17 protein-coding genes and 1 riboswitch are annotated in these 20,869 nt (G+C 37.0%); of the genes, 11 read left to right on the top strand and 6 right to left on the bottom strand.

All coding sequences use genetic code 11. From position 1 onward, the window contains the following. Positions 1–186: 186 nt before the first annotated feature. Complete coding sequence (locus CNQ82_RS01050; RefSeq protein WP_123143684.1) at positions 187–681, top strand: hypothetical protein; 495 nt, start codon at positions 187–189, stop codon at positions 679–681. A gap of 376 nt (positions 682–1,057) precedes the next feature. After that, entirely contained in the window at positions 1,058–1,891 is an 834-nt protein-coding gene (locus CNQ82_RS01045) for an NAD(P)H-hydrate dehydratase (protein ID WP_123143683.1), read from the top strand. Between the two features lie 63 nt (positions 1,892–1,954). Here CNQ82_RS01045 and gyrA read toward each other — a convergent pair whose 3' ends face one another. The 6 genes from gyrA to dnaA form a co-directional block, all read right to left on the bottom strand. Beyond that, complete coding sequence (gyrA, locus tag CNQ82_RS01040; RefSeq protein ID WP_123143682.1) at positions 1,955–4,627, bottom strand: DNA gyrase subunit A; 2,673 nt, start codon at positions 4,625–4,627, stop codon at positions 1,955–1,957. Positions 4,628–4,672: 45 nt separating this feature from the next. Continuing rightward, positions 4,673–6,604: a DNA topoisomerase (ATP-hydrolyzing) subunit B gene (gyrB, locus tag CNQ82_RS01035; RefSeq protein ID WP_240624929.1), complete on the bottom strand. Its 1,932-nt coding sequence runs from the start codon at positions 6,602–6,604 to the stop codon at positions 4,673–4,675. A 12-nt stretch (positions 6,605–6,616) separates the two neighbouring features. Next, the gene (gene recF, locus CNQ82_RS01030; RefSeq protein ID WP_123143680.1) at positions 6,617–7,729 is read right to left on the bottom strand and encodes a DNA replication/repair protein RecF; all 1,113 of its coding nucleotides are present in this window, start codon (positions 7,727–7,729) and stop codon (positions 6,617–6,619) included. Continuing rightward, positions 7,726–7,935, bottom strand: a complete 210-nt coding sequence (yaaA, locus tag CNQ82_RS01025; RefSeq protein ID WP_371685364.1) for a S4 domain-containing protein YaaA — start codon at positions 7,933–7,935, stop codon at positions 7,726–7,728. Before yaaA ends, recF begins: the two co-directional genes overlap by 4 nt. A gap of 377 nt (positions 7,936–8,312) precedes the next feature. Further along, positions 8,313–9,449, bottom strand: a complete 1,137-nt coding sequence (gene dnaN, locus CNQ82_RS01020; RefSeq protein WP_095102357.1) for a DNA polymerase III subunit beta — start codon at positions 9,447–9,449, stop codon at positions 8,313–8,315. 258 nt (positions 9,450–9,707) lie between these two features. Then, positions 9,708–11,069: a chromosomal replication initiator protein DnaA gene (dnaA, locus tag CNQ82_RS01015; RefSeq protein ID WP_123143679.1), complete on the bottom strand. Its 1,362-nt coding sequence runs from the start codon at positions 11,067–11,069 to the stop codon at positions 9,708–9,710. 642 nt (positions 11,070–11,711) lie between these two features. Between dnaA and rpmH the strand changes: the two genes are divergently transcribed. From rpmH to CNQ82_RS00970, 9 genes are all read left to right on the top strand, one after another. Further along, positions 11,712–11,849: a 50S ribosomal protein L34 gene (gene rpmH, locus CNQ82_RS01010; RefSeq protein WP_000240855.1), complete on the top strand. Its 138-nt coding sequence runs from the start codon at positions 11,712–11,714 to the stop codon at positions 11,847–11,849. Between the two features lie 142 nt (positions 11,850–11,991). Further along, positions 11,992–12,339 (top strand): ribonuclease P protein component, encoded by a 348-nt coding sequence (gene rnpA / locus CNQ82_RS01005; protein WP_123145609.1) that lies wholly within the window; start codon positions 11,992–11,994, stop codon positions 12,337–12,339. Positions 12,340–12,471: 132 nt separating this feature from the next. Next, positions 12,472–13,851, top strand: coding sequence for a tRNA uridine-5-carboxymethylaminomethyl(34) synthesis GTPase MnmE (gene mnmE, locus CNQ82_RS01000; protein ID WP_164711983.1), 1,380 nt, complete (start codon positions 12,472–12,474; stop codon positions 13,849–13,851). Between the two features lie 15 nt (positions 13,852–13,866). Then, on the top strand, positions 13,867–15,741 hold the full coding sequence (mnmG, locus tag CNQ82_RS00995) for a tRNA uridine-5-carboxymethylaminomethyl(34) synthesis enzyme MnmG (protein ID WP_123143677.1): 1,875 nt from the start codon (positions 13,867–13,869) through the stop codon (positions 15,739–15,741). Continuing rightward, on the top strand, positions 15,742–16,464 hold the full coding sequence (rsmG, locus tag CNQ82_RS00990) for a 16S rRNA (guanine(527)-N(7))-methyltransferase RsmG (RefSeq protein WP_123143676.1): 723 nt from the start codon (positions 15,742–15,744) through the stop codon (positions 16,462–16,464). Between the two features lie 46 nt (positions 16,465–16,510). After that, a complete protein-coding gene (noc, locus tag CNQ82_RS00985; RefSeq protein WP_123143675.1) occupies positions 16,511–17,353 on the top strand; it encodes a nucleoid occlusion protein in 843 nt (280 codons plus the stop codon). Positions 17,354–17,488: 135 nt separating this feature from the next. Then, positions 17,489–18,418: a hypothetical protein gene (locus CNQ82_RS00980; protein ID WP_123143674.1), complete on the top strand. Its 930-nt coding sequence runs from the start codon at positions 17,489–17,491 to the stop codon at positions 18,416–18,418. Between the two features lie 13 nt (positions 18,419–18,431). After that, on the top strand, positions 18,432–19,385 hold the full coding sequence (locus tag CNQ82_RS00975) for a hypothetical protein (RefSeq protein ID WP_123143673.1): 954 nt from the start codon (positions 18,432–18,434) through the stop codon (positions 19,383–19,385). A 111-nt stretch (positions 19,386–19,496) separates the two neighbouring features. Further along, a riboswitch (SAM riboswitch) is annotated at positions 19,497–19,608 on the top strand. 97 nt (positions 19,609–19,705) lie between these two features. Next, the gene (locus CNQ82_RS00970) at positions 19,706–20,866 is read left to right on the top strand and encodes an aminotransferase class I/II-fold pyridoxal phosphate-dependent enzyme (RefSeq protein ID WP_123143672.1); all 1,161 of its coding nucleotides are present in this window, start codon (positions 19,706–19,708) and stop codon (positions 20,864–20,866) included. Positions 20,867–20,869: the final 3 nt, after the last annotated feature.

Genomic DNA, 20,869 nt, shown 5'->3' with positions numbered 1-20,869 from the left:
TTTCAGCAAAGCCGTAGCGTGTTAATACGTCACTAATTTAACAAGCTAAAACCTTTTACCTCCTTAAGTTGATTTAAAGTTTGTTAATACTTGCATCAAATCTGTATTGATTTTGTAAATATTAAGATATAAAAATCCTTTGATGATACACTCCAAGTGAATTAAAAAATAAAGGAGTGTAATCAATTGAGAAAGTCTAAATTTGTTGTGTCATCTTTAATTGCATCTTCATTACTTATGGGAACGGCCACTGTAACTTTGAATTCAGCAGAAGCGGCAGAGGATAACGAAAAGGTAGACATCCACTTAGCCACACCTGCTGAATGGCAGACCCAGCATGATAAACTTTTAGAATCTAGATTAAGCGGTTCTAATCTAGGTGAAGGCGGCGGAATAGGTTCTATTAACAGCTACCAAAATTCTTATCGTGAGTATGTGGAAAGTTCAATTAATGCAGCAGAAAATCAGACTGCATATGGGGACGTTATCGTTCCTAAAGAGGGACAAGAATATTTAAACGCTCATGGTGCTCCTGTAGAAAATCATCAACAACCTAGACAAAACATTGATCCACTTCCTGACACAGGAAAAGATAGTGCAGATACGACTACTATGACTATCGTGGCAGGTCTCTTCATTGCATTTGGTACATTCATTACGCTTAGAAAGCATTTTAAATAAGCAAGTGAATTTTTTGAGCCAAAGTCTTTCTCAGGCTTTGGTCTTTTTTTATATTCAAGTATATTTGAAATGCATTTCACACTACTCTTTATCACTTGTTTCACACATATGGATAGGGTTAATAAAGTATTAATATTTACTATAAATTTTAGTGTTGACTTCCTGAATGGACAGGTATAATATGAGTTATTGCATTAAGAAAAAGTGTATTAAAGACGTTTAAAGGGAGGCTGGGACATTCATATTATTTCTGTTCCGCGTCCTTAAATTTTTATAATTTCATTCAAAGCATAATAAAGACAATTTGAACAACAAGACATATAGCAGTGTCTCTATTGCTTATTCAACTATTTTAAAGAAATATGGAGGGATTGTGGTGGAAGTTTTAAATAACGTATCTATTCCAAAAAGAAAAGATGATACGCATAAAGGTGATTATGGCAAGATTCTTTTAATTGGAGGAAATGCGAATTTAGGCGGTGCAATTATGATGGCAGCACGCGCTTGTGTTTATAGCGGCAGCGGTCTCATTACAGTAGCAACGCATCCGACTAATCATGCTGCTATCCATTCACGTTGTCCTGAGGCAATGGTGATAGATATTAATGACACTAAACAATTAACAAAAATGGTCGAAATGACTGACAGTATTTTAATTGGCCCTGGACTCGGTAAAGACTTCAAGGGTAATAATGCAATGACAATCTTACTTCAAAATATTCAACCGCATCAGAATTTAATTATTGATGGGGATGCAATTTCTATTATCAGCAAATTGAAATTGGATATTCCGAAATGTCGTCGTATTGTTTATACACCGCACCAAATGGAATGGGAACGTTTAAGCGGTATTCCTATTGATGAACAAACAGAAGAACGTAACCGTGAAGCGGTGGATAATATGGGCGGCGTAGTCGTATTGAAAAAACACGGTACTGAAATCTATTTGAAAGATAAAACGTATAAATTAGATATCGGAACACCTGCAATGGCTACAGGCGGCATGGGTGATACACTTGCTGGTATCATTACAAGTTTTGTCGGTCAATTTGATGATTTCGATTATGCTGTCACAACAGCCACATATGTGCATAGTTATATTGGTGAATGCTTATCTAAAGATATGTATGTCGTACCACCATCCAATTTAATTGTAGAAATTCCTTATGCGATGAAACGTTTAGAAGAAGGAAATAACGAAGAAGCATAAAAAAATAAGCTTTCTGCTTACTGATGAGATTCAGTAGTGCAGAAAGCTTTTTTTAATTAGTTCTTATTCTTCGTCATCTTCATGATCCGCGCTTTCAATATCTTCATTCACGCGATCCATAAAGTCTTGTCTTAATTCTTCTTTTTCGCCATCTTCATCGACTGTTTCATCGACTTCAGTATGGATAGTTTGACCATCATCATCAGTTTCCACAACATGTTCTTCAACTGAAACTGTTGCTTCTCCTTCACCTGGTACCACTTCGCTGTCAGATGTTCCTTCTAATTCGTCTTCAGGGTCTTCTTGTACTTTAGCCACAGTAGAAACGAATTGGTCATCTCCTAAGCGGATAAGACGGACACCTTGAGCAGAACGTCCATTTTGAGAAATATCGCTGACATCGATTCGAATGATAACCCCTTGATTCGTTACAATCATAAGATCTTCGCTGCCAGTTACTGTAGTGATACAAACAATATCTCCGTTTTTCTCAGTAATCGTTGCAGTTTTAATACCTTTACCGCCACGATTTGAAATGCGGTACTCACCAAGAGGTGTACGTTTACCGTAGCCATTTTCAGTTACTACTAAGACTTCATCCTCGCTATCTTCTGTCGCAACTGCAAGTCCTACTAGTTCATCGCCTTCACGTAATGTAATACCTTTTACACCTGCTGCTGTACGACCTAATGGACGTAATTTAGATTCTTTGAAGCGGATTAATGAAGCATGTGATGTTCCAAGCAAGACGTCCTTAGTACCATCTGTAAGACGTACCGCTACGAGCTCATCTTCTTCACGGAAGTTAATCGCAATTTTACCATTACGGTTAATGTGTGAGAAGTTGCTAAGTGATGAGCGTTTAACAATACCGTTTTTAGTAGCGAATACTAAGTAAGCATCTTCTTTTTCAAGGTCATTGACCGCAATCATCGTACTGATAGATTCATCATTTTCTAATTCGATTGCGTTGATAACCGGAATACCTTTAGACTGACGGGAGAGTTCCGGCACCTCATAACCTTTCAATTTATAAACGCGTCCTTTATTTGTGAAGAACAATACGTTATCGTGGGTACTCATCGTCACGATTTGACTGACAAAGTCTTCTTCTAAAGTGTTCATACCTTGTACACCGCGACCACCGCGATTTTGTGCACGATACGTAGAAACTGGAAGACGTTTAATATAGTTGTTATGACTTAATGTGATAACGATTTGTTCTTCTGGAATTAAGTCTTCATCTTCGATTGTATCTAAGCCGCCAAGTTGGATTTCTGAGCGGCGTTCATCACCGAAGCGATCTCTGACTTCAGTCAATTCTTCACGTACAAGTTCTAATAATTTTTCCTCGTCCGCTAAAATTGCTCTTAATTCTTCGATGTAAGCAACTAAGTCATTATATTCTGATTCAATTTTGTCGCGTTCTAATCCTGTCAAACGTCTTAAACGCATGTCTAATATTGCTTGAGCTTGGCGTTCAGATAATTTGAAACGACTTTGCAAGCGTTCCATTGCTTCTTTATCTGTTTCTGACTCACGAATCGTCGTAATAATCTCATCAATGTGATCTAACGCGATTCTTAAACCTTCTAAGATGTGTGCGCGATCTTCTGCTTTTTTCAAATTATATTCAGTACGTCTGCGCACTACAACTTTTTGGTGTTCTAAATACTCAACCAATGCTTCTTTTAAGTTGATTAGTTTTGGTCTGCCGTTAATTAAGGCAATCATATTTACACCGAATGATGTTTGAAGCGGTGTCAATTTGTATAAATTATTAAGAATAACGCTGGCATTTGCATCTTTACGAATATCGATGACAACACGTACACCTGTACGTAAACTTGTTTCATCACGTAAATCTGTGATGCCGTCTACTTTTTTATCGCGCGCTAACTCGGCAATTTTTTCAATCATTCGAGCTTTGTTAACTTGGAATGGAATTTCAGAAACTACGATACGTTGACGACCGCCGCCACGTTCTTCGATTTCAGCACGTGCACGCATTTGAATAGAGCCACGACCAGTTTCGTAAGCACGACGGATACCGCTTTTTCCTAAAATCAACCCGGCTGTAGGGAAGTCAGGACCTTGAATATCTTCCATCAATTCGTTGACAGTAATATCTGGGTTATGACTTAAGCTTAATACGCCATTAATGACTTCTGTCATATTATGTGGTGGAATATTGGTTGCCATACCTACGGCGATACCAGACGCTCCGTTAACAAGCAAGTTAGGGAAGCGAGCAGGTAAGACTGCCGGCTCTCTTTCTGTCCCATCATAGTTGTCGATGAAATCAATAGTGTCTTTATTAATATCACGCAGTAATTCGGTTGCAAGCTTCGTCATTCTTGCTTCTGTATAACGCATTGCTGCAGCACCGTCGCCATCCATAGAACCAAAGTTCCCTTGTCCATCAACAAGAGGGTAACGATAGCTGAAATCCTGTGCCATACGTACCATCGCTTCATAGATAGAAGAGTCGCCGTGAGGGTGATATTTACCCATTACATCCCCAACGATACGTGCAGATTTCTTATACGGTTTATCAGGCGTCATTCCTTGTTCGTTCAACCCGTACAAAATACGACGATGTACTGGTTTCAAACCATCTCTGACGTCAGGCAAAGCACGAGATACGATAACGCTCATCGCGTAATCTAAGAACGATTCACGCATCTCGCTACTAATATTTCGTTCTACTATTCTTGATTCAGGAAATTCAGCCATCAAGAACTCCTCCTTAAGTTATTAATTCCTATGCTGTATGCCATATTAGAAATCCAAGTTTGCATATACAGCATTATCTTCGATGAATTGTCTGCGATTTTCTACCACATCGCCCATCAGCATTTCAAACGTTGTGTCCGCTTCAATCGCATCCTCCAATGTTACTTGAAGCATTGAACGGTGTTCTGGGTTCATAGTTGTTTCCCATAATTGGTCAGCATCCATTTCGCCTAAACCTTTATAACGTGAGATTGACCATTTCGGCGTTGGTTTCAATTCAGATTTTAATTTATCCAATTCTCTTTCGTTGAAGACATAATATTTCTGTTTGCCTTGTGTCAATTTGAACAATGGCGGTTGTGCAATATATACATAACCCGCTTCAATTAACGGTCTCATAAAGCGATAGAAGAAAGTTAACAGCAATGTTCTGATATGGGCACCGTCGACATCAGCATCTGTCATAATAACAATCTTATGATAACGGGCTTTAGAAATATCAAATTCTCCGCCGATTCCTGTACCGAAAGCGGTAATCATCGAACGAATTTCATTGTTGTTCAAGATTCTGTCTAAGCGTGATTTTTCAACGTTCAAGATTTTGCCTCGTAATGGCAAGATGGCTTGCGTTCTTGAGTCACGACCGAGTTTTGTAGACCCCCCGGCAGAGTCACCTTCGACTAAGAAGATTTCACTCTCCTCAGGATTTTTACTAGAGCAGTCTGCTAATTTACCAGGTAAACTAGAAACTTCTAGAGCAGATTTTCGGCGTGTAACTTCACGGGCTTTTTTAGCAGCAATACGTGCACGAGAAGCCATTACACCTTTTTCAATAATGATACGCGCCACTTGAGGATGTTCATACAAGAAACGTTCCATATCTTCTGCAAAAAGTCTGTCTACAATTTGACGTACTTCAGAGTTGCCGAGTTTAGTCTTAGTTTGGCCTTCGAATTGTGGATCTTCGTGCTTGATAGAAACGATAGCAGTTAATCCTTCACGCGTATCTTCACCAGATAAACGATCTTTGTCTTCTTTAATCAAACCTGATTTAGTGCCATAACTATTTAAGACACGTGTCAATGCACGTTTAAAGCCATCTTCATGCATACCACCTTCATAAGTATGAATGTTATTCGCATAAGACAATAAATTAGTAGTGAAGCCGCTGTTATATTGAATAGCAATTTCTACTTCCACGTCATCTTTACGGTCATGTAAGTAAACAGGTTCATCAAAGAGTGGTTCTTTATTTTCATTCAATAATTCAACGTAAGATTTAATTCCGCCTTCATAGTGATAAGAATCTTCGCGAATATTGTCTTCATCACGTTCATCACGTAAGGTAATTTGAATACCTTTATTTAAGAAAGCGAGTTCTCTAATACGTTTTTGCAGTATTTCATATTGATAAGTCGTAGTTTCCGTAAAAATTTCAGGATCAGCTTTAAAACGGATTTCTGTACCGTTATGTTCTGTTTCTCCGATAACTTTCAAGTCATATTGCGGAATACCACGTTTATAAGCTTGGTTATAAATTTTATTATTGCGGTGTACATAGACTTCTAAGTCTTCTGAAAGTGCGTTTACAACAGATGAACCTACACCATGCAGTCCACCTGAAACTTTATAACCGCCGCCGCCGAATTTACCGCCGGCATGCAGCACAGTTAAGATAACTTCAACTGCCGGGCGTCCCATTTTTTCTTGAATATCAACAGGAATTCCACGTCCATTATCTGTTACTCGAACCCAGTTATCCTTTTCGATAATGACTTCGATTTTATCAGCATAGCCAGCTAATGCTTCGTCAATACTATTGTCTACAATTTCCCAAACTAAATGGTGCAGACCTCTTTCTGAAGTTGAACCAATATACATACCAGGTCGCTTACGAACCGCTTCAAGTCCTTCTAAAACTTGAATCTGTCCAGCGCCATAATTTTCCGTGTTGTTCACATCTGACAATGCTTCCACCTTCACTTTCTATTACTTGATAATTTCACCTTGATTGATTCGGTAAAGTTTAGCGTGTTTCATTATTTCATGGTCAATCCCTTCGACAGATGTGGTTGTCACAAATGTCTGCACCTTATCTTGAATGGTACTCAACAGGTGAGTCTGACGGGAGTCGTCTAATTCACTTAATACGTCATCCAATAATAAGATAGGGTATTCACCCACTTCGATATTAATTAATTCGATTTCAGCTAACTTGATAGATAGCGCAGTTGTACGTTGCTGACCTTGTGAGCCGTATGTTTGTGCATCCATACCGTTAACTTTAAAACCTAAATCGTCACGATGGGGACCGTACAAAGCCACACCGCGTTCTATTTCACGTTCCATGTTGTCTTGTAAAAGCTGTTGTACCTCTTCATAAAGCTTTGCTTCATCAGTTTCTTCCGAAAGCTTCAAACTTGGCCAATAATCCAAATCCAAAGTTTCGCGTTCATCAGTAATACTGGAATGAATCGGCTTAGCGAGAGTTTCTAATTCATTGATGAAGTGTGCACGCTTCAACGTAATTTTCAACGCGTACTCTGCAAATTGCTGATTTAAGACTTCTAGCATTGTACGATCAGTCTTTTGATTCATCTGCATCTGCTTTAAATAATTATTTTTTTGCTTCAAAATACGCTGATATTGCGACAAGTCGTTTAAATAGACTGCTGAAATCTGTCCCAGTTCCATATCAATAAAACGTCGACGCACTTGTGGCGAACCCTTTACGATATTTAAGTCCTCTGGGGCAAAAAGAACAACATTCAAGTGTCCGACATACTGAGTCAGACGATGTTGTTCTAAGTGATTCACTTTAACCTTCTTGCCTTTTTTAGTTATAAACATCGTTAAAGGCATTTTCCCGTGTCTATAACTCAGCTCACCTTCTATTTTAGCATATTCAGCATTAAAACGTATGAGCTCTTTGTCGTTTGAAGTACGATGACTTTTAGCAAGAGCAAGCGTGTAAATTGATTCTAATAAGTTGGTCTTTCCTTGCGCATTTTCGCCGATTAGAATATTGACATCAGGATGGCAATCCAGCACAACTTCTTCATAATTTCTATAATTTTCAAGCTGGAGTGAAGTTAGTTTCATTGGTCACCTTGTTGAGCAATTACAAACGAACCAACTTCCGGAATATCAATTTGATCGCCTTCTTCTAGTTTTTTGCCGCGACGTGTTTCGCGTTCACCATTCAGATACACATCAAATTCTTTTAAGAACCATTTTGCTTGTCCGCCAGATTCAATAATTCCTTCAGTTTTTAAAAATTGTCCTAAAGTAATTTCACCTTCAACCATGATTTTTTCAACCAAATTACTCACTCCATTTCTTTATAAGGTCATTAATATATTATACCTTTTTTTGTCGTAAATTTCATGTATTAGAGGCTAGTTTCTAGGCAGTTTCGCTTATATTATTCAACTTTTTATAGAAAATGTAGAATTTACAAGGTTCTGATTTATATTTTGCATTTTAAAAGCCGTCAGCGTTTTTTAATTTAAAGATGACTATTTTATCCAATAAATAAATCAAGAACGTTCTGTGAAGTCTGAGATACTTTAAAATTGATTTCTGAGTAAAATTTGAAAATGATTCAGGTGAAATTAAAATAAGCGGAAACCCAAAGAGGGTTTCCGCTTATTTTTTAATGGTGTCACCTTTTATTTTTACGAATTTAGTAAGTTCTGATTGGAAGAATTAATTGCACGACTGAATCGTCATCTTTTGGTTTTAAAGTGAAAGGTTTCATTGTTCCGAAGAACTCTACATCAACTTCATCACTATCGATTGCTTTAAGTGCGTCCATCATGTATTTAGAGTTGAAAGAGATTTTCAAGTTGCTGCCTTCAACTTCATTTGCATTAACTTCTTCTTTTACAGTACCGATTTCAGGAGAAGTAGAAGAAAGTTCAACTTCTTCATTGCCAGTGCTTAATTTAATTACGTTATTGCCGCCTTCACGTGCAAGTAAAGAAGCACGATCAATCGCGTGATAGAAATCACTATTGCTCATTTCGATTTTTGTTTCGTAATTCTCAGGGAACAAGCGTGAAGTATCTGGATAATGTCCTTCAAGCAGACGTGATATGAAATTAATATGGCCAACTTTGAATAATACTTGGTTAGATGCAAAGAAAATATTAATGTCATCTTCTGAATCAGAAACGATTTTATTTAGCTCGGCTAATGCCTTACCAGGAATGATGACATTTTTATTTTCAATATCCTCATCTTCTAATTTTAGTTTTCTTACAGCTAAGCGATGTGAATCTGTAGCAGTGCATATTAATTCATTATCTTGAATCAACCAGTTCACACCAGTTAAAACTGGCCGTGTTTCTGAGGTGGACACAGCGAAGTTAGTTTGTGCAATGACGTTTTTCAAGACTTTGATTGGTAATTGAATTGCATCATCTTGGGAAACTTGCGGTAATAAAGGATATTGATCTGGATCTAAGCCGCTTAAATTAAATTCTGAATGTCCTGAAGTAATTAAAGTTTGGAATTGTGCATTTGTTGAAAGCTTAACATCTTTTCCTGGTAATTTTTTAATAATATCTACAAAGAAACGACCAGGAAGTACTACTGAACCTGTTTCTGAAATAGTGACAATCTCTTCGCCATCTACTTGTTTAGGTATTGAAATTTCAATTGATATTTCTGAATCTGATCCTGTAAGAACGATGCCATCTTCTTTAGCGTCAATTTTAATACCTGTTAAAATCGGTAAAGTTGTTCTTGGTGAAATGGCTTTTAATGTGTCGTTTAATTGGTTTATGAAATAGTCTCTTTGAATCGTGAATTCCATCATGATTTATTAAACTCCTTCCAGTCGTTTATAAATTAATTATATAGGTTTTAAAATCGTAGTAATAGTAGTAGGGGCTGTGGATTAGTGGATAACTCGAGAAAACCTTGATGTGCTAAGTTATACACATGTGGATAAACTGTGTATGGTGTGTATAACTTTTTCATATTATCCCCAATTTGTTTTTCAGCTTCTGTAATATAACAGTTTTACATTTCCACTCCATTTTACCCGATTTCCTTAGTAAATCATTCTTAATGTTTACTGATTTCGTATTTCTTTTTCTAAATTTTCTACTTCTTGTTTAAAAATAGGGTCTTCCGACATATCTGTTTGAATCTTCATATGTGCATGAATCACAGTTGTATGATCACGACCACCGAATTCTTCTCCGATTTTCGGAAGTGAAAAATCAGTTAACTCTCGAGAGAGATACATTGCTATTTGTCTTGGATAGGCAATTGATTTAGTACGTTTTTTAGCAGCAAAGTCTTCAAGTCGCACGTTATAGTATTGACCTACCACTTTTTGAATATCTTGAATTGTTATTTTTTTAGATTTTGGAGTTTGGATAATATCTTTCAATGCTTCAGCAGTCAGCTCGGTGGTAATCGATTCATTTTGCAATCTTGAATAGGCGATTACACGAGTGAGCGCGCCTTCTAATTCACGAATGTTGGATTGAATTTGGTTGGCGATATAAGTGAGTGATTCGAGTGGAATATCCACATCTTCTTCTTCTAATTTCTTCTGAAGAATGGCCATTCTTGTTTCGTAATCTGGTGGCGTAATATCTACAATTAAGCCCCATTCAAAGCGTGAACGCAGGCGGTCTTCCAATTTTGCAATTTCTTTAGGTGGACGATCACTGGAAATCACAATTTGTTTTCCGGTTTGATGTAAATCATTAAAGGTATGGAAAAATTCTTCTTGTGTCTGTTCTTTGTTTTGAATGAATTGAATATCATCAATGAGCAGCACATCGATATTACGATATTTTTCGCGGAATTGCTCGGTTTCATTGTCACGAATAGATTTAATGAATTCATTCGTGAATTTCTCACTTGATGTATAAATGACTTTGGCATCATGATTATTTTCTAAAACATAATGACCGATAGCATGCATCAAATGGGTTTTTCCTAAACCAACACCACCATAAATAAAAAGTGGATTGTAAGCTTTGGCCGGTGCTTCGGCTACTGCCAAACTTGCAGCATGCGGGAAGCGGTTGCCGGGACCGATGACAAAAGTTTCGAACGTATTATGTACATTGAATTGGTCTTCGCTAGTGTTTTGAAGCGGTTGTACATCGGGTTTAGATTCAGTTTTTGCTTTAGCAGAATCTTTAAGTTGTTTGTCAGAAGTTAAATCTTCTTCAATCACAAAATTAGGCATCAATTTAGTTCCGATAGCTTTTTCGAATAAATCTGCCACGATATCTGTGTATTGCTTTTTCAGAAAATCTTGAACAAAATTTGATTCAACCAAAATAAGTGCTGTATTTTCTTGAATATCGATCAACTCTGTTTTCGGAGGATCGAACCAAGTATTATAGCTGATCGGGGTCAATTCACTTTTTGCCAATTCCAGAACTTTGTCCCAAATTTCTTTTTTTGACATATAAACTCCATCTTTCTATAAATTTTTTTAGACTTATTCACAAAATCACATCCAGTGGATAATCCAATACACAGCATGTTAATAATTATCCACAAGTTAATCACAATCGGTGGATAACTTTTCATGCAGCGTAATTAACCACAAGGAAAATGTTAATAAATAAACGTAATAAATAGAGTCCTAGCAAAGTTTACAGGACTTATCCACATAATTATACTTATTAACATTATTTTCTGTCAAACCTATGTGGATATGTTGGTTTTATGTGTAAGAGTCTGTGTATCGTAACATATTTATCCACAGAATGTCACGTTTATATTGTGTATAAGTGGATAACTTTATTGAGAGATGACACTTAAAATGTACTTGCTTTATAAGGTTGAATTTGTTATATTTTAGTAGTTGCTTGAATTATGACTAAGATATTTATTAATTTAACTAAGCGAGGAGGAACTTTCAGCGAGTTCTGACCTCTCAACGACACCGTAGATTCATACGGAGCAGCTTGGCGGAAAGTCTGTAATATCTCAGTTATATGTAAATAGGCTGAAGATGCAGATCTTTTTCCAAGAAATCTCATTAATGTAAATGTGAGAAAGCGACTATAAATGAAAAGAAGAATCAATATGGAGGTGTTTTTACATGGTAAAACGTACTTATCAACCAAATAAACGTAAACACAGTAAAGTTCATGGTTTCAGAAAACGCATGAGCACTAAAAACGGCCGTAAAGTATTAGCGCGTCGTCGTCGTAAAGGCCGTAAAGTTTTATCAGCATAAGATCACTGACCTATCAGTGGTCTTTTTTTTGCTTTAAATCCTAAAAAGAAGGCTAAGTTGGAACCTTTAAGGTGCATTCCTTGCACTGCAGGTGAGCAGCAGGGTAGGGGAGTAAATAAGAATATATAAGTGAGTGATGGAAGTGGAAAAACCATACCGTATTAAGAAGAACAGCGATTTCCAAATGATATATAGAAGAGGAAAATCCGTAGCAAATCGTCAGTTTGTTATTTATATGATACCGGACAAGGGATTGACTCATTTCAAATTAGGTATTAGTGTTTCAAAGAAGTTGGGTAATGCGGTTACACGCAATCGTATTAAAAGGGCAATCAGAGAAAATTTTAAAGTACATAAAAATGATATATTGCCTAGAAATATAATCGTTATTGCGAGACATCCTGCTAAAAATATGACGACATTAGAAATTCAAAAGAGTTTAGAACACGTGTTGAAAATTGCAAAATTATTCAATAAGAGAATAAAGTAGACTAACCGAAGTCTTAGGTAAGACAAACGTAAGACTAACTTAAAGGAATTAGAACACATATGTAGCAATTTACAACAAAAGTCTTTACAATTATAGAGTTAGAAAATTAAGCAGAGGAGGCGAAGCAGCATGATGGATTTAGATACGATTACAAGCATTTCTACTCCAATGGGTGAGGGCGCAATCGGAATCGTCAGACTTTCAGGTAAAGAAGCTGTCGAAATTACGGATAAATTATATAAAGGAAAGAAACCGTTAGCCGAGGTTGAATCTCATACTATTAATTATGGGCATATCGTAAATCCGGAAACGAATGAAGTAGTGGAAGAAGTTATGGTATCTGTGCTGCGGGCACCGAAAACATTCACCAGAGAAGATATTGTTGAAATTAACTGTCACGGCGGTATTTTAACTATCAACCATATTTTAGAATTGACGATGTCATATGGCGCAAGATTAGCCGAGCCTGGTGAATATACAAAACGTGCATTCTTAAATGGCAGAATTGATTTATCTCAAGCTGAAGCAGTAATGGACTTTATTCGTTCTAAGACTGACCGGGCGTCTAAAGTTGCGATGAATCAAATTGAAGGTCGTTTAAGTGATATGATTAAACGTCAACGTCAATCGATTTTGGAAATCTTAGCTCAAGTTGAAGTGAATATTGATTATCCAGAATATGATGATGTGGAAGATGCGACAACTGAGTTCTTATTAAAGCAGTCTAAAGAAATTAAAGCAGATATTGAGAAACTGTTAGCTACTGGAACTCAAGGTAAGATTATGCGAGAGGGATTATCTACAGTAATTGTAGGTAAGCCGAACGTAGGCAAGTCTTCTATGCTTAATAATTTAATTCAAGATAATAAAGCGATTGTTACAGAAGTTGCTGGTACTACGAGGGACGTCTTAGAAGAATACGTCAATGTACGCGGCGTACCATTACGTTTAGTTGATACAGCGGGTATTCGTGAAACTGAAGATATTGTAGAAAAAATCGGTGTAGAACGCTCACGCAAAGCATTAAGCGAGGCTGATTTAATCTTATTTGTACTTAACTATAACGAGTCACTGACAGAAGAAGACCGTAAATTATATGAAGTGATTAAAAATGAAGACGCTATTATTATTGTGAATAAAACTGATCTTGAACAGCATTTAGATTTAGAGGAAGTTAAAGCGATGGTCGGTGATATGCCAGTAATTGAAACTTCTATGTTGAAACAAGAAGGTATCGATCAATTGGAAGAGCAAATTCGCGATTTATTCTTTGGCGGAGAAGTACAGAACCAAGATATGACTTATGTTTCTAATTCACGTCATATCTCATTGTTGAAACAAGCCAGAAACGCGATTCAAGATGCAATAGATGCAGCTGAAGCGGGTGTGCCTATGGATATGGTACAAATTGACTTAACAAGAACTTGGCAAATATTAGGAGAAATTATCGGAGAAAGTGCAAGCGACGAATTGATTGATCAATTGTTCAGTCAGTTCTGTCTCGGAAAATAATAAGGAGGTCAAAAAATGAGTTTGGATTATGATGTAATTGTCATCGGTGCTGGACATGCAGGAATTGAAGCAGGTTTAGCTTCTGCAAGACGTGGTGCTAAAACTTTAATGCTGACAATTAATTTAGATAATGTTGGGTTTATGCCATGTAATCCATCAGTAGGCGGACCGGCCAAAGGTATTGTAGTACGTGAAATTGATGCACTTGGCGGTCAAATGGCTAAAACAATTGATAGAACACATATTCAAATGCGTATGTTGAACACAGGTAAAGGTCCTGCTGTCCGCGCATTGAGAGCCCAAGCGGATAAAGTGTTATATCAAAAAGAAATGAAACGCGTGTTAGAAGATGAAGAGAACTTGCATCTGATGCAAGGTATGGTAGACGATTTAATCATTGAAGATGATGAAATTAAAGGTGTACGTACGAATATCGGTACAGAATACCGTGCACAAGCAGTGGTGATTACTACTGGTACGTTCTTACGCGGAGAAATCATTTTAGGAAACTTGAAATATTCAAGCGGTCCTAACCATCAATTACCATCTGTTACTTTAGCAGACAACTTACGCGAACTTGGCTTTGACATTGTACGTTTCAAAACTGGAACACCGCCACGTGTAAACGCTAAAACGATTGATTACAGCAAAACAGAAATTCAACCAGGTGATGATGTAGGCCGTGCATTCAGTTTCGACACAACTGAATATATTTTAGACCAACTTCCTTGCTGGTTGACTTATACGAATGCTAAAACACACCAAGTAATTGATGATAATTTACATTTATCTGCAATGTATTCAGGTATGATTAAAGGTACTGGCCCACGTTATTGCCCTTCAATTGAAGATAAATATGTACGTTTCAACGATAAACCGCGTCATCAATTGTTCTTAGAACCTGAAGGCCGCGATACTAACGAAGTTTATGTTCAAGGCTTATCAACAAGCTTGCCTGAACATGTACAACGCGAAATGCTTCAAACTATAGAAGGTTTAGAAAAAGCAGATATGATGCGTGCAGGCTATGCAATTGAATATGATGCGATTGTACCGACTCAATTATGGCCGACATTAGAAACTAAGAAAATTAAAAACTTATATACAGCTGGTCAAATTAACGGTACTTCAGGCTATGAAGAAGCGGCTGGTCAAGGTATTATGGCAGGTATTAATGCTGCCGGCAGAGTGCTCGGAGAAAACGAAGTAGTCTTAAGCCGTTCAGATGCCTATATCGGCGTACTAATTGATGACCTTGTCACTAAAGGTACAAACGAACCTTATCGTTTATTAACTTCACGTGCCGAATATCGTTTATTATTGCGCCACGACAATGCAGACTTACGTTTAACTGACTTAGGTCATGAAATCGGTTTAATTTCAGATGAACGTTACGCACGTTTCAATGCGAAACGAGATCAAATTGAAGCGGAAAAAGAACGCTTGGCTAACGTTCGTATTAAACCTAATGAGCATACACAAGAAGTCATCAAAGCTCATAACGGTTCACCACTTAAAGACGGCATTCTAGCAATTGAATTACTACGCCGTCCGGAAATGGATTATCAAGCTATTTTAGATATCTTAGAAGAAAAACATCAAATTTCTCCAGATGTTGAAGAACAAGTAGAAATTCAAACGAAATACGAAGGTTATATCAATAAATCATTGCAACAAGTTGAAAAAGTAAAACGTATGGAACAGAAAAAAATTCCACATGATTTGGACTATAGTAAAATTGACAGCTTAGCAAGTGAAGCAAGAGAAAAATTAGCTGAAGTCAAACCATTGAATATTGCACAAGCTTCACGTATTTCAGGTGTTAATCCTGCTGATATTTCAATTTTACTTGTATATTTAGAACAAGGAAAACTTGAAAGGGTGAAATAGATGAATGTTGAATGGCTGGCTGAGAAGCTTGAAGAACATGACATAACATTAAGTGATACACAAAAACAGCAGTTTCAAACTTACTATGAAAAGCTTGTAGAGTGGAATGAAAAGATGAACTTAACAAGCATTACTGATGAAGAAGGCGTTTATTTAAAGCACTTTTATGACTCCATCACTGCAGCATTTTTCATGGATATGAATCAAGAATTGAGTATTTGTGATGTCGGCGCAGGTGCCGGCTTCCCAAGTATTCCTTTAAAAATTGTTTTTCCGCAATTAAAAGTGACGATTGTAGATTCTTTAAATAAACGTATTCAATTCTTAAATCATCTTGCTGATGCTTTAGATTTGCGCGGTGTCAGTTTTGTTCATGAACGTGCAGAGAATTTTGGCAACTTCAGAGGAGACAACCGGGAGTCTTATGATATTGTTACAGCACGTGCTGTAGCGCGTCTTTCAGTCTTAAGCGAACTATGCTTGCCGTTAGTGAAGACAGGCGGTCACTTTATTGCGATGAAATCTGCTAAAGGTGAAGAAGAATTAGAGGAAGCTCGATTTGGTATTGGTGTGTTCGGTGGAAGAGTAGAAGCGGTTGAAACATTTGAATTACCTGGTGATGCAGGTGAACGCCAAATGATTATTATTGCAAAGCGTAGTAAAACACCGAAAAAATATCCACGTAAAGCGGGTACGCCTAATAAATCTCCTTTACTAAAATAAAAATAAATATTACTATATAAGTATATTTAGAGGGAGAGAATGGACTATGAAGAAGCCTTTTTCTAAACTATTCGGTTTAACAAATAAAGATGAAGATCTCACAGGCTACACAGAAGAAGAACGTAAGAATAACGTTGAATCCATTCAAATAGAGCGCATTGTACCGAATCGTTATCAGCCAAGACAAGTTTTTGATCCAAACAAAATCAATGAACTTGCTGAATCAATTCAAGAACATGGACTGCTTCAACCCATCGTTGTGCGACCAATTGAAGAAGGTATGTTTGAAATCATTGCGGGCGAACGACGTTTTCGTGCATTAAATGCAAATCAGATGGCATATGCAGATGTTATTATTCGCGAAATGACAGATGAAGAAACTGCTGTCGTGGCACTGATTGAAAATATTCAACGTGAAAATTTATCAGCTGTTGAAGAAGCTGAAGCATATCAAAAGCTATTAGAACTTGGTGATACAACGCAAAGTGAATTAGCCCAAAGTGTCGGTAAAAGCCAAAGCTTTATTGCTAATAAGCTGCGTTTGTTGAAACTTGCACCTAAAGCGAAACAGAAACTTTCAGAAGGTAAAATCACTGAACGTCATGCGAGAGCGTTACTCAGTTTGTCTTTTGAGCAGCAAGAAGACATGGTTCAAACCATTGTGGATCAACATTTGAACGTGAAACAAACAGAAGCAAGAGTTAAGTCAATGGTCGGTCCTGAGAAAGTCAAAGCTCAGCCATTTCAGTTCGCTAAGGATTTAACGAACGCACGCGAAACACTTCAAAACAGTTTGGACAAAATAGAACAAAGCGGTATCCATGTGGAACAAAAAGAACGTGACCACGATGATTATTTAGAAATAAAAATTAAAGTTTATAAACGATAAAAGTCATTCACTATTAGGCGAGTGACTTTTTTATATTTATTTTAAAAAAATTAAACGGAAGTACACAATACGTCCACCCTTTTATATATAATAAGGTTGTATGCTAACTATCAATAAAAGGGGAGAAAGACTAACATGAAACTTAAATATTTATTTTCAGCTACAGCAGCTCTATCTATTTTATTAGCAGGATGCGGTTCACAAGAGAAAGCGGACAATGATACTAAGCATGAAGAGAAGTCTAAAAAAGACGATAATCAAAAGACTGAGAAAAAAGATGAAAAATCAACATCAAGCTCAACTACTAAAAACCAAACTAATGAAAATTCTGAATCAAAAAAAGAATCACACTCAAATGTTAAACCTGTAAGCCAACTTACACCTCAAGAAAAGGTCGCTTTAGCATTATATGCACCAAAATCAGCTGAGTTTACAGTTACTCCTAGCGAGTTATTGAATCATAGTTATGTGCAAAACGGAAATGGAGGAAACATCCAGCGTACGATTCAACAATTAAAATTATCTAAAGTTGATAATGTACCTCAATATATTCCAAACGCACCTCAAAATATGACTTTTTATTATTCAAATGATTCTAAAGCGGCTTCAGTTGTTGTTATTGGTGTGAGTGATACACAAGTATTGATTTCAGGCACACAAGGGATTAATCCGTATCAACAGCTAGTAAATATAGGTGGATTATATGATGTGAAAGATCTTTATAATCAATATAAAGACCGAAATTTCCAACAAGTAGCAAATCTTATTACCTTTAGAGAATCAGCTGAACCTGCACCAAAAGAGGATAATTCAAGCAGTGACAGCGAAAGTAGCTCATCAGATTCTGGAGAAAAAGTAACTCGTGCTAATGTAATCGATAAAGTGGAAGACTACGAAGGTCACAAGCTAGATACGAGCACTTATACGTATAAAGAACCTGAACAAAAGGGCGATGGAAGCTGGGGCTTTTCATTTGTTGATAAGTCTGGCAACCTCGCAGGTTCATATATTGTTAATTCAGATGGCTCCGTAGAAAAATTTGATGCAAAAGGACAACCAGAATAGGAGGGCACCTCAGATGAAATTGAAGTATTTGTTTGCTGCTTCTGCAACTTTGGCTCTCTTCCTTTCAGGATGTGGGCACAGTGACCATAAATCATCAGACAGCAAAGAAGACACTCAACAAGAAACAAAGCACAAAGATAACAAAACTTCTGAAAAACAAAACAATAAAGAAGGATTATCAGAAAAGAATAGTGAAAAAGATAATTCCGAATCAGAGAAATCATCTGATAATTCTAGTAATACCAAAAGTTTTAATCAACTCACTAACAAAGATAAGATTGTACTCGCAATGTTTGCAGTGGAACATTCAAAGTCTGCAGAAACAACCGTTTCTGCAGAAGAATTATTAAACCATAGTTATGTGAAATGGGATGGGCTTGATAGGGGACAAGAATCAATCCAACATATTAAATTCCAAAGAACATTTGATGGACAAGTACCAGGCCAGCCTTCTAATATGGATGTTTATGAGTCTTATGAATCAAAAGGCAACTATCTCACAATGATGGCTATGACAGATTCACAAATTATTATCATGCCTGAAAAAGGAACAAATACGTATCAACAATTACTAGATTATGGTGCGATTTATAATCTTAAAGATTTGTATGAAAAATATATGGATAATCCAAACTTTTCAAAAGTGGCAAACATGACTTCGGTTAGTGAAACCCCTGAAGTAGGGACAAGTAGTAAGTCAGCCGCTAACTCGGATAGTGATAGTGATGCTAAACAAAGCACGAATTCAGGCGGCACAGTGACACGTGATAACGTCATCGATAAAGTGGAAGATTACGAAGGGCACAAGTTAGATACAAGTACTTATACGTATAAAGAACCTGAACAATTAGAAGACGGCAAGTGGGGCTTCTCATTTGTTGATAAGTCTGGCAACCTTGCAGGTTCGTATATCGTTAACTCAGATGGTTCAGTAGAAAAATTTGATGCAAAAGGACAACCTGAATAATATCTATAAGACTCTGCAGCTTACTATGCTGTGGAGTTTTTGCGTATTACTCCTATAATTGATAAATGTCAGAATTTTTAGTACAATAAGAAACGTTAATTATATTAATCAGACTTATTAAGAGAAGCAGAGGGAATTGGCCCTATGAAGCTTCAGCAACAGAAGGTTATTGAGACTGACCTCACTGTGCTTCATCCAACAAGTACAACTTGAAAGATAGGTGCATATACATAGTCGGCTATATGTTGCTTATGCAGTGACATATAGCTTTTTTTGAAAAAAGTATGACGTATCTATCATAAATAAAAGGGGGACTATGAATGGTGATGTCAAGAAGATTAGAGAAGATACCGGATAGTTACTTTGGAAAAACAATGGGAAGAAAAATCGAACACGGACCGCTTGCACTTATCAACATGGCAGTAGGTATTCCGGATGGAGAAACACCCAAAGGAATTGTCGATGAATTTGCGAATGCTTTGCGTGTTCCTGAAAACCAGAAATATGGAGCGTTCCATGGTAAAGAAACATTCAAACAAGCGATTGTCGATTTTTATCAACGTCAATATGGTGTTGAATTAGATAAAGATGATGAAGTATGTATCTTATACGGCACTAAAAACGGTCTGGTAGGCTTACCGAACTGTATTGTAAACCCAGAAGATTATGTGCTGCTGCCTGACCCTGGCTACACTGATTATCTGGCAGGTGTCTTATTTGCAGATGCACATCCCTATGCATTGGAGTTAGATCCACCGAATTACCAGCCGGATTGGGATAAAGTACCTGAGGATGTCTTGAAACAAACGAAGCTCATCTATTTAACGTATCCGAATAATCCAACAGGTTCCACAGTGACACAAGAAGTGTTCGATGAAGCGGTTCAAAAATTCAAAGGAACACAAACTAAAATTGTACATGATTTTGCTTATGCAGCCTTTGGATTTGATCATAAGAACCCGAGTATCTTGCAGTCAAAAGATGGAAAAGATGTAGCTATAGAAGTCTACTCTCTGTCTAAAGGCTATAATATGTCAGGCTATCGTGTTGGGTTTGCGGTAGGGAATAAAGAAGTTATTCAAGCATTGAAAAAGTATCATACGCATCACCATGCAGGTATGTTCGGCGCATTACAAGATGCTGCTACCTTTGCTTTAAATAATTATGATGATTTTTTAGAACAACAAAGCGAAGTGTTCAGAAAACGTCGAGACCGCTTCACAGCCATTTTAGATGAAGGCGCTATTCCATATGAACCTATGACAGGTGGTATTTTCTTATGGTTAAAGACACCTGAAGGCTATACTGGGGAACAATTTGTGGAATTCCTATTACAAGATCAGTCTATATTAGTTGCGCCAGGCATTCCATTTGGCGAAAATGGCAATCATTATGTGCGTGTCTCCCTTGCATTAGATGATGAACAATTAGATGAAGCGGCGAAGCGGTTGAAATCACTTAGCACTATGTATAAAAAATAACTG

The organism is Staphylococcus debuckii, assembly GCF_003718735.1.
GTDB lineage: Bacteria > Bacillota > Bacilli > Staphylococcales > Staphylococcaceae > Staphylococcus > Staphylococcus debuckii.
This window is presented reverse-complemented; position numbering and strand designations above follow the sequence as displayed.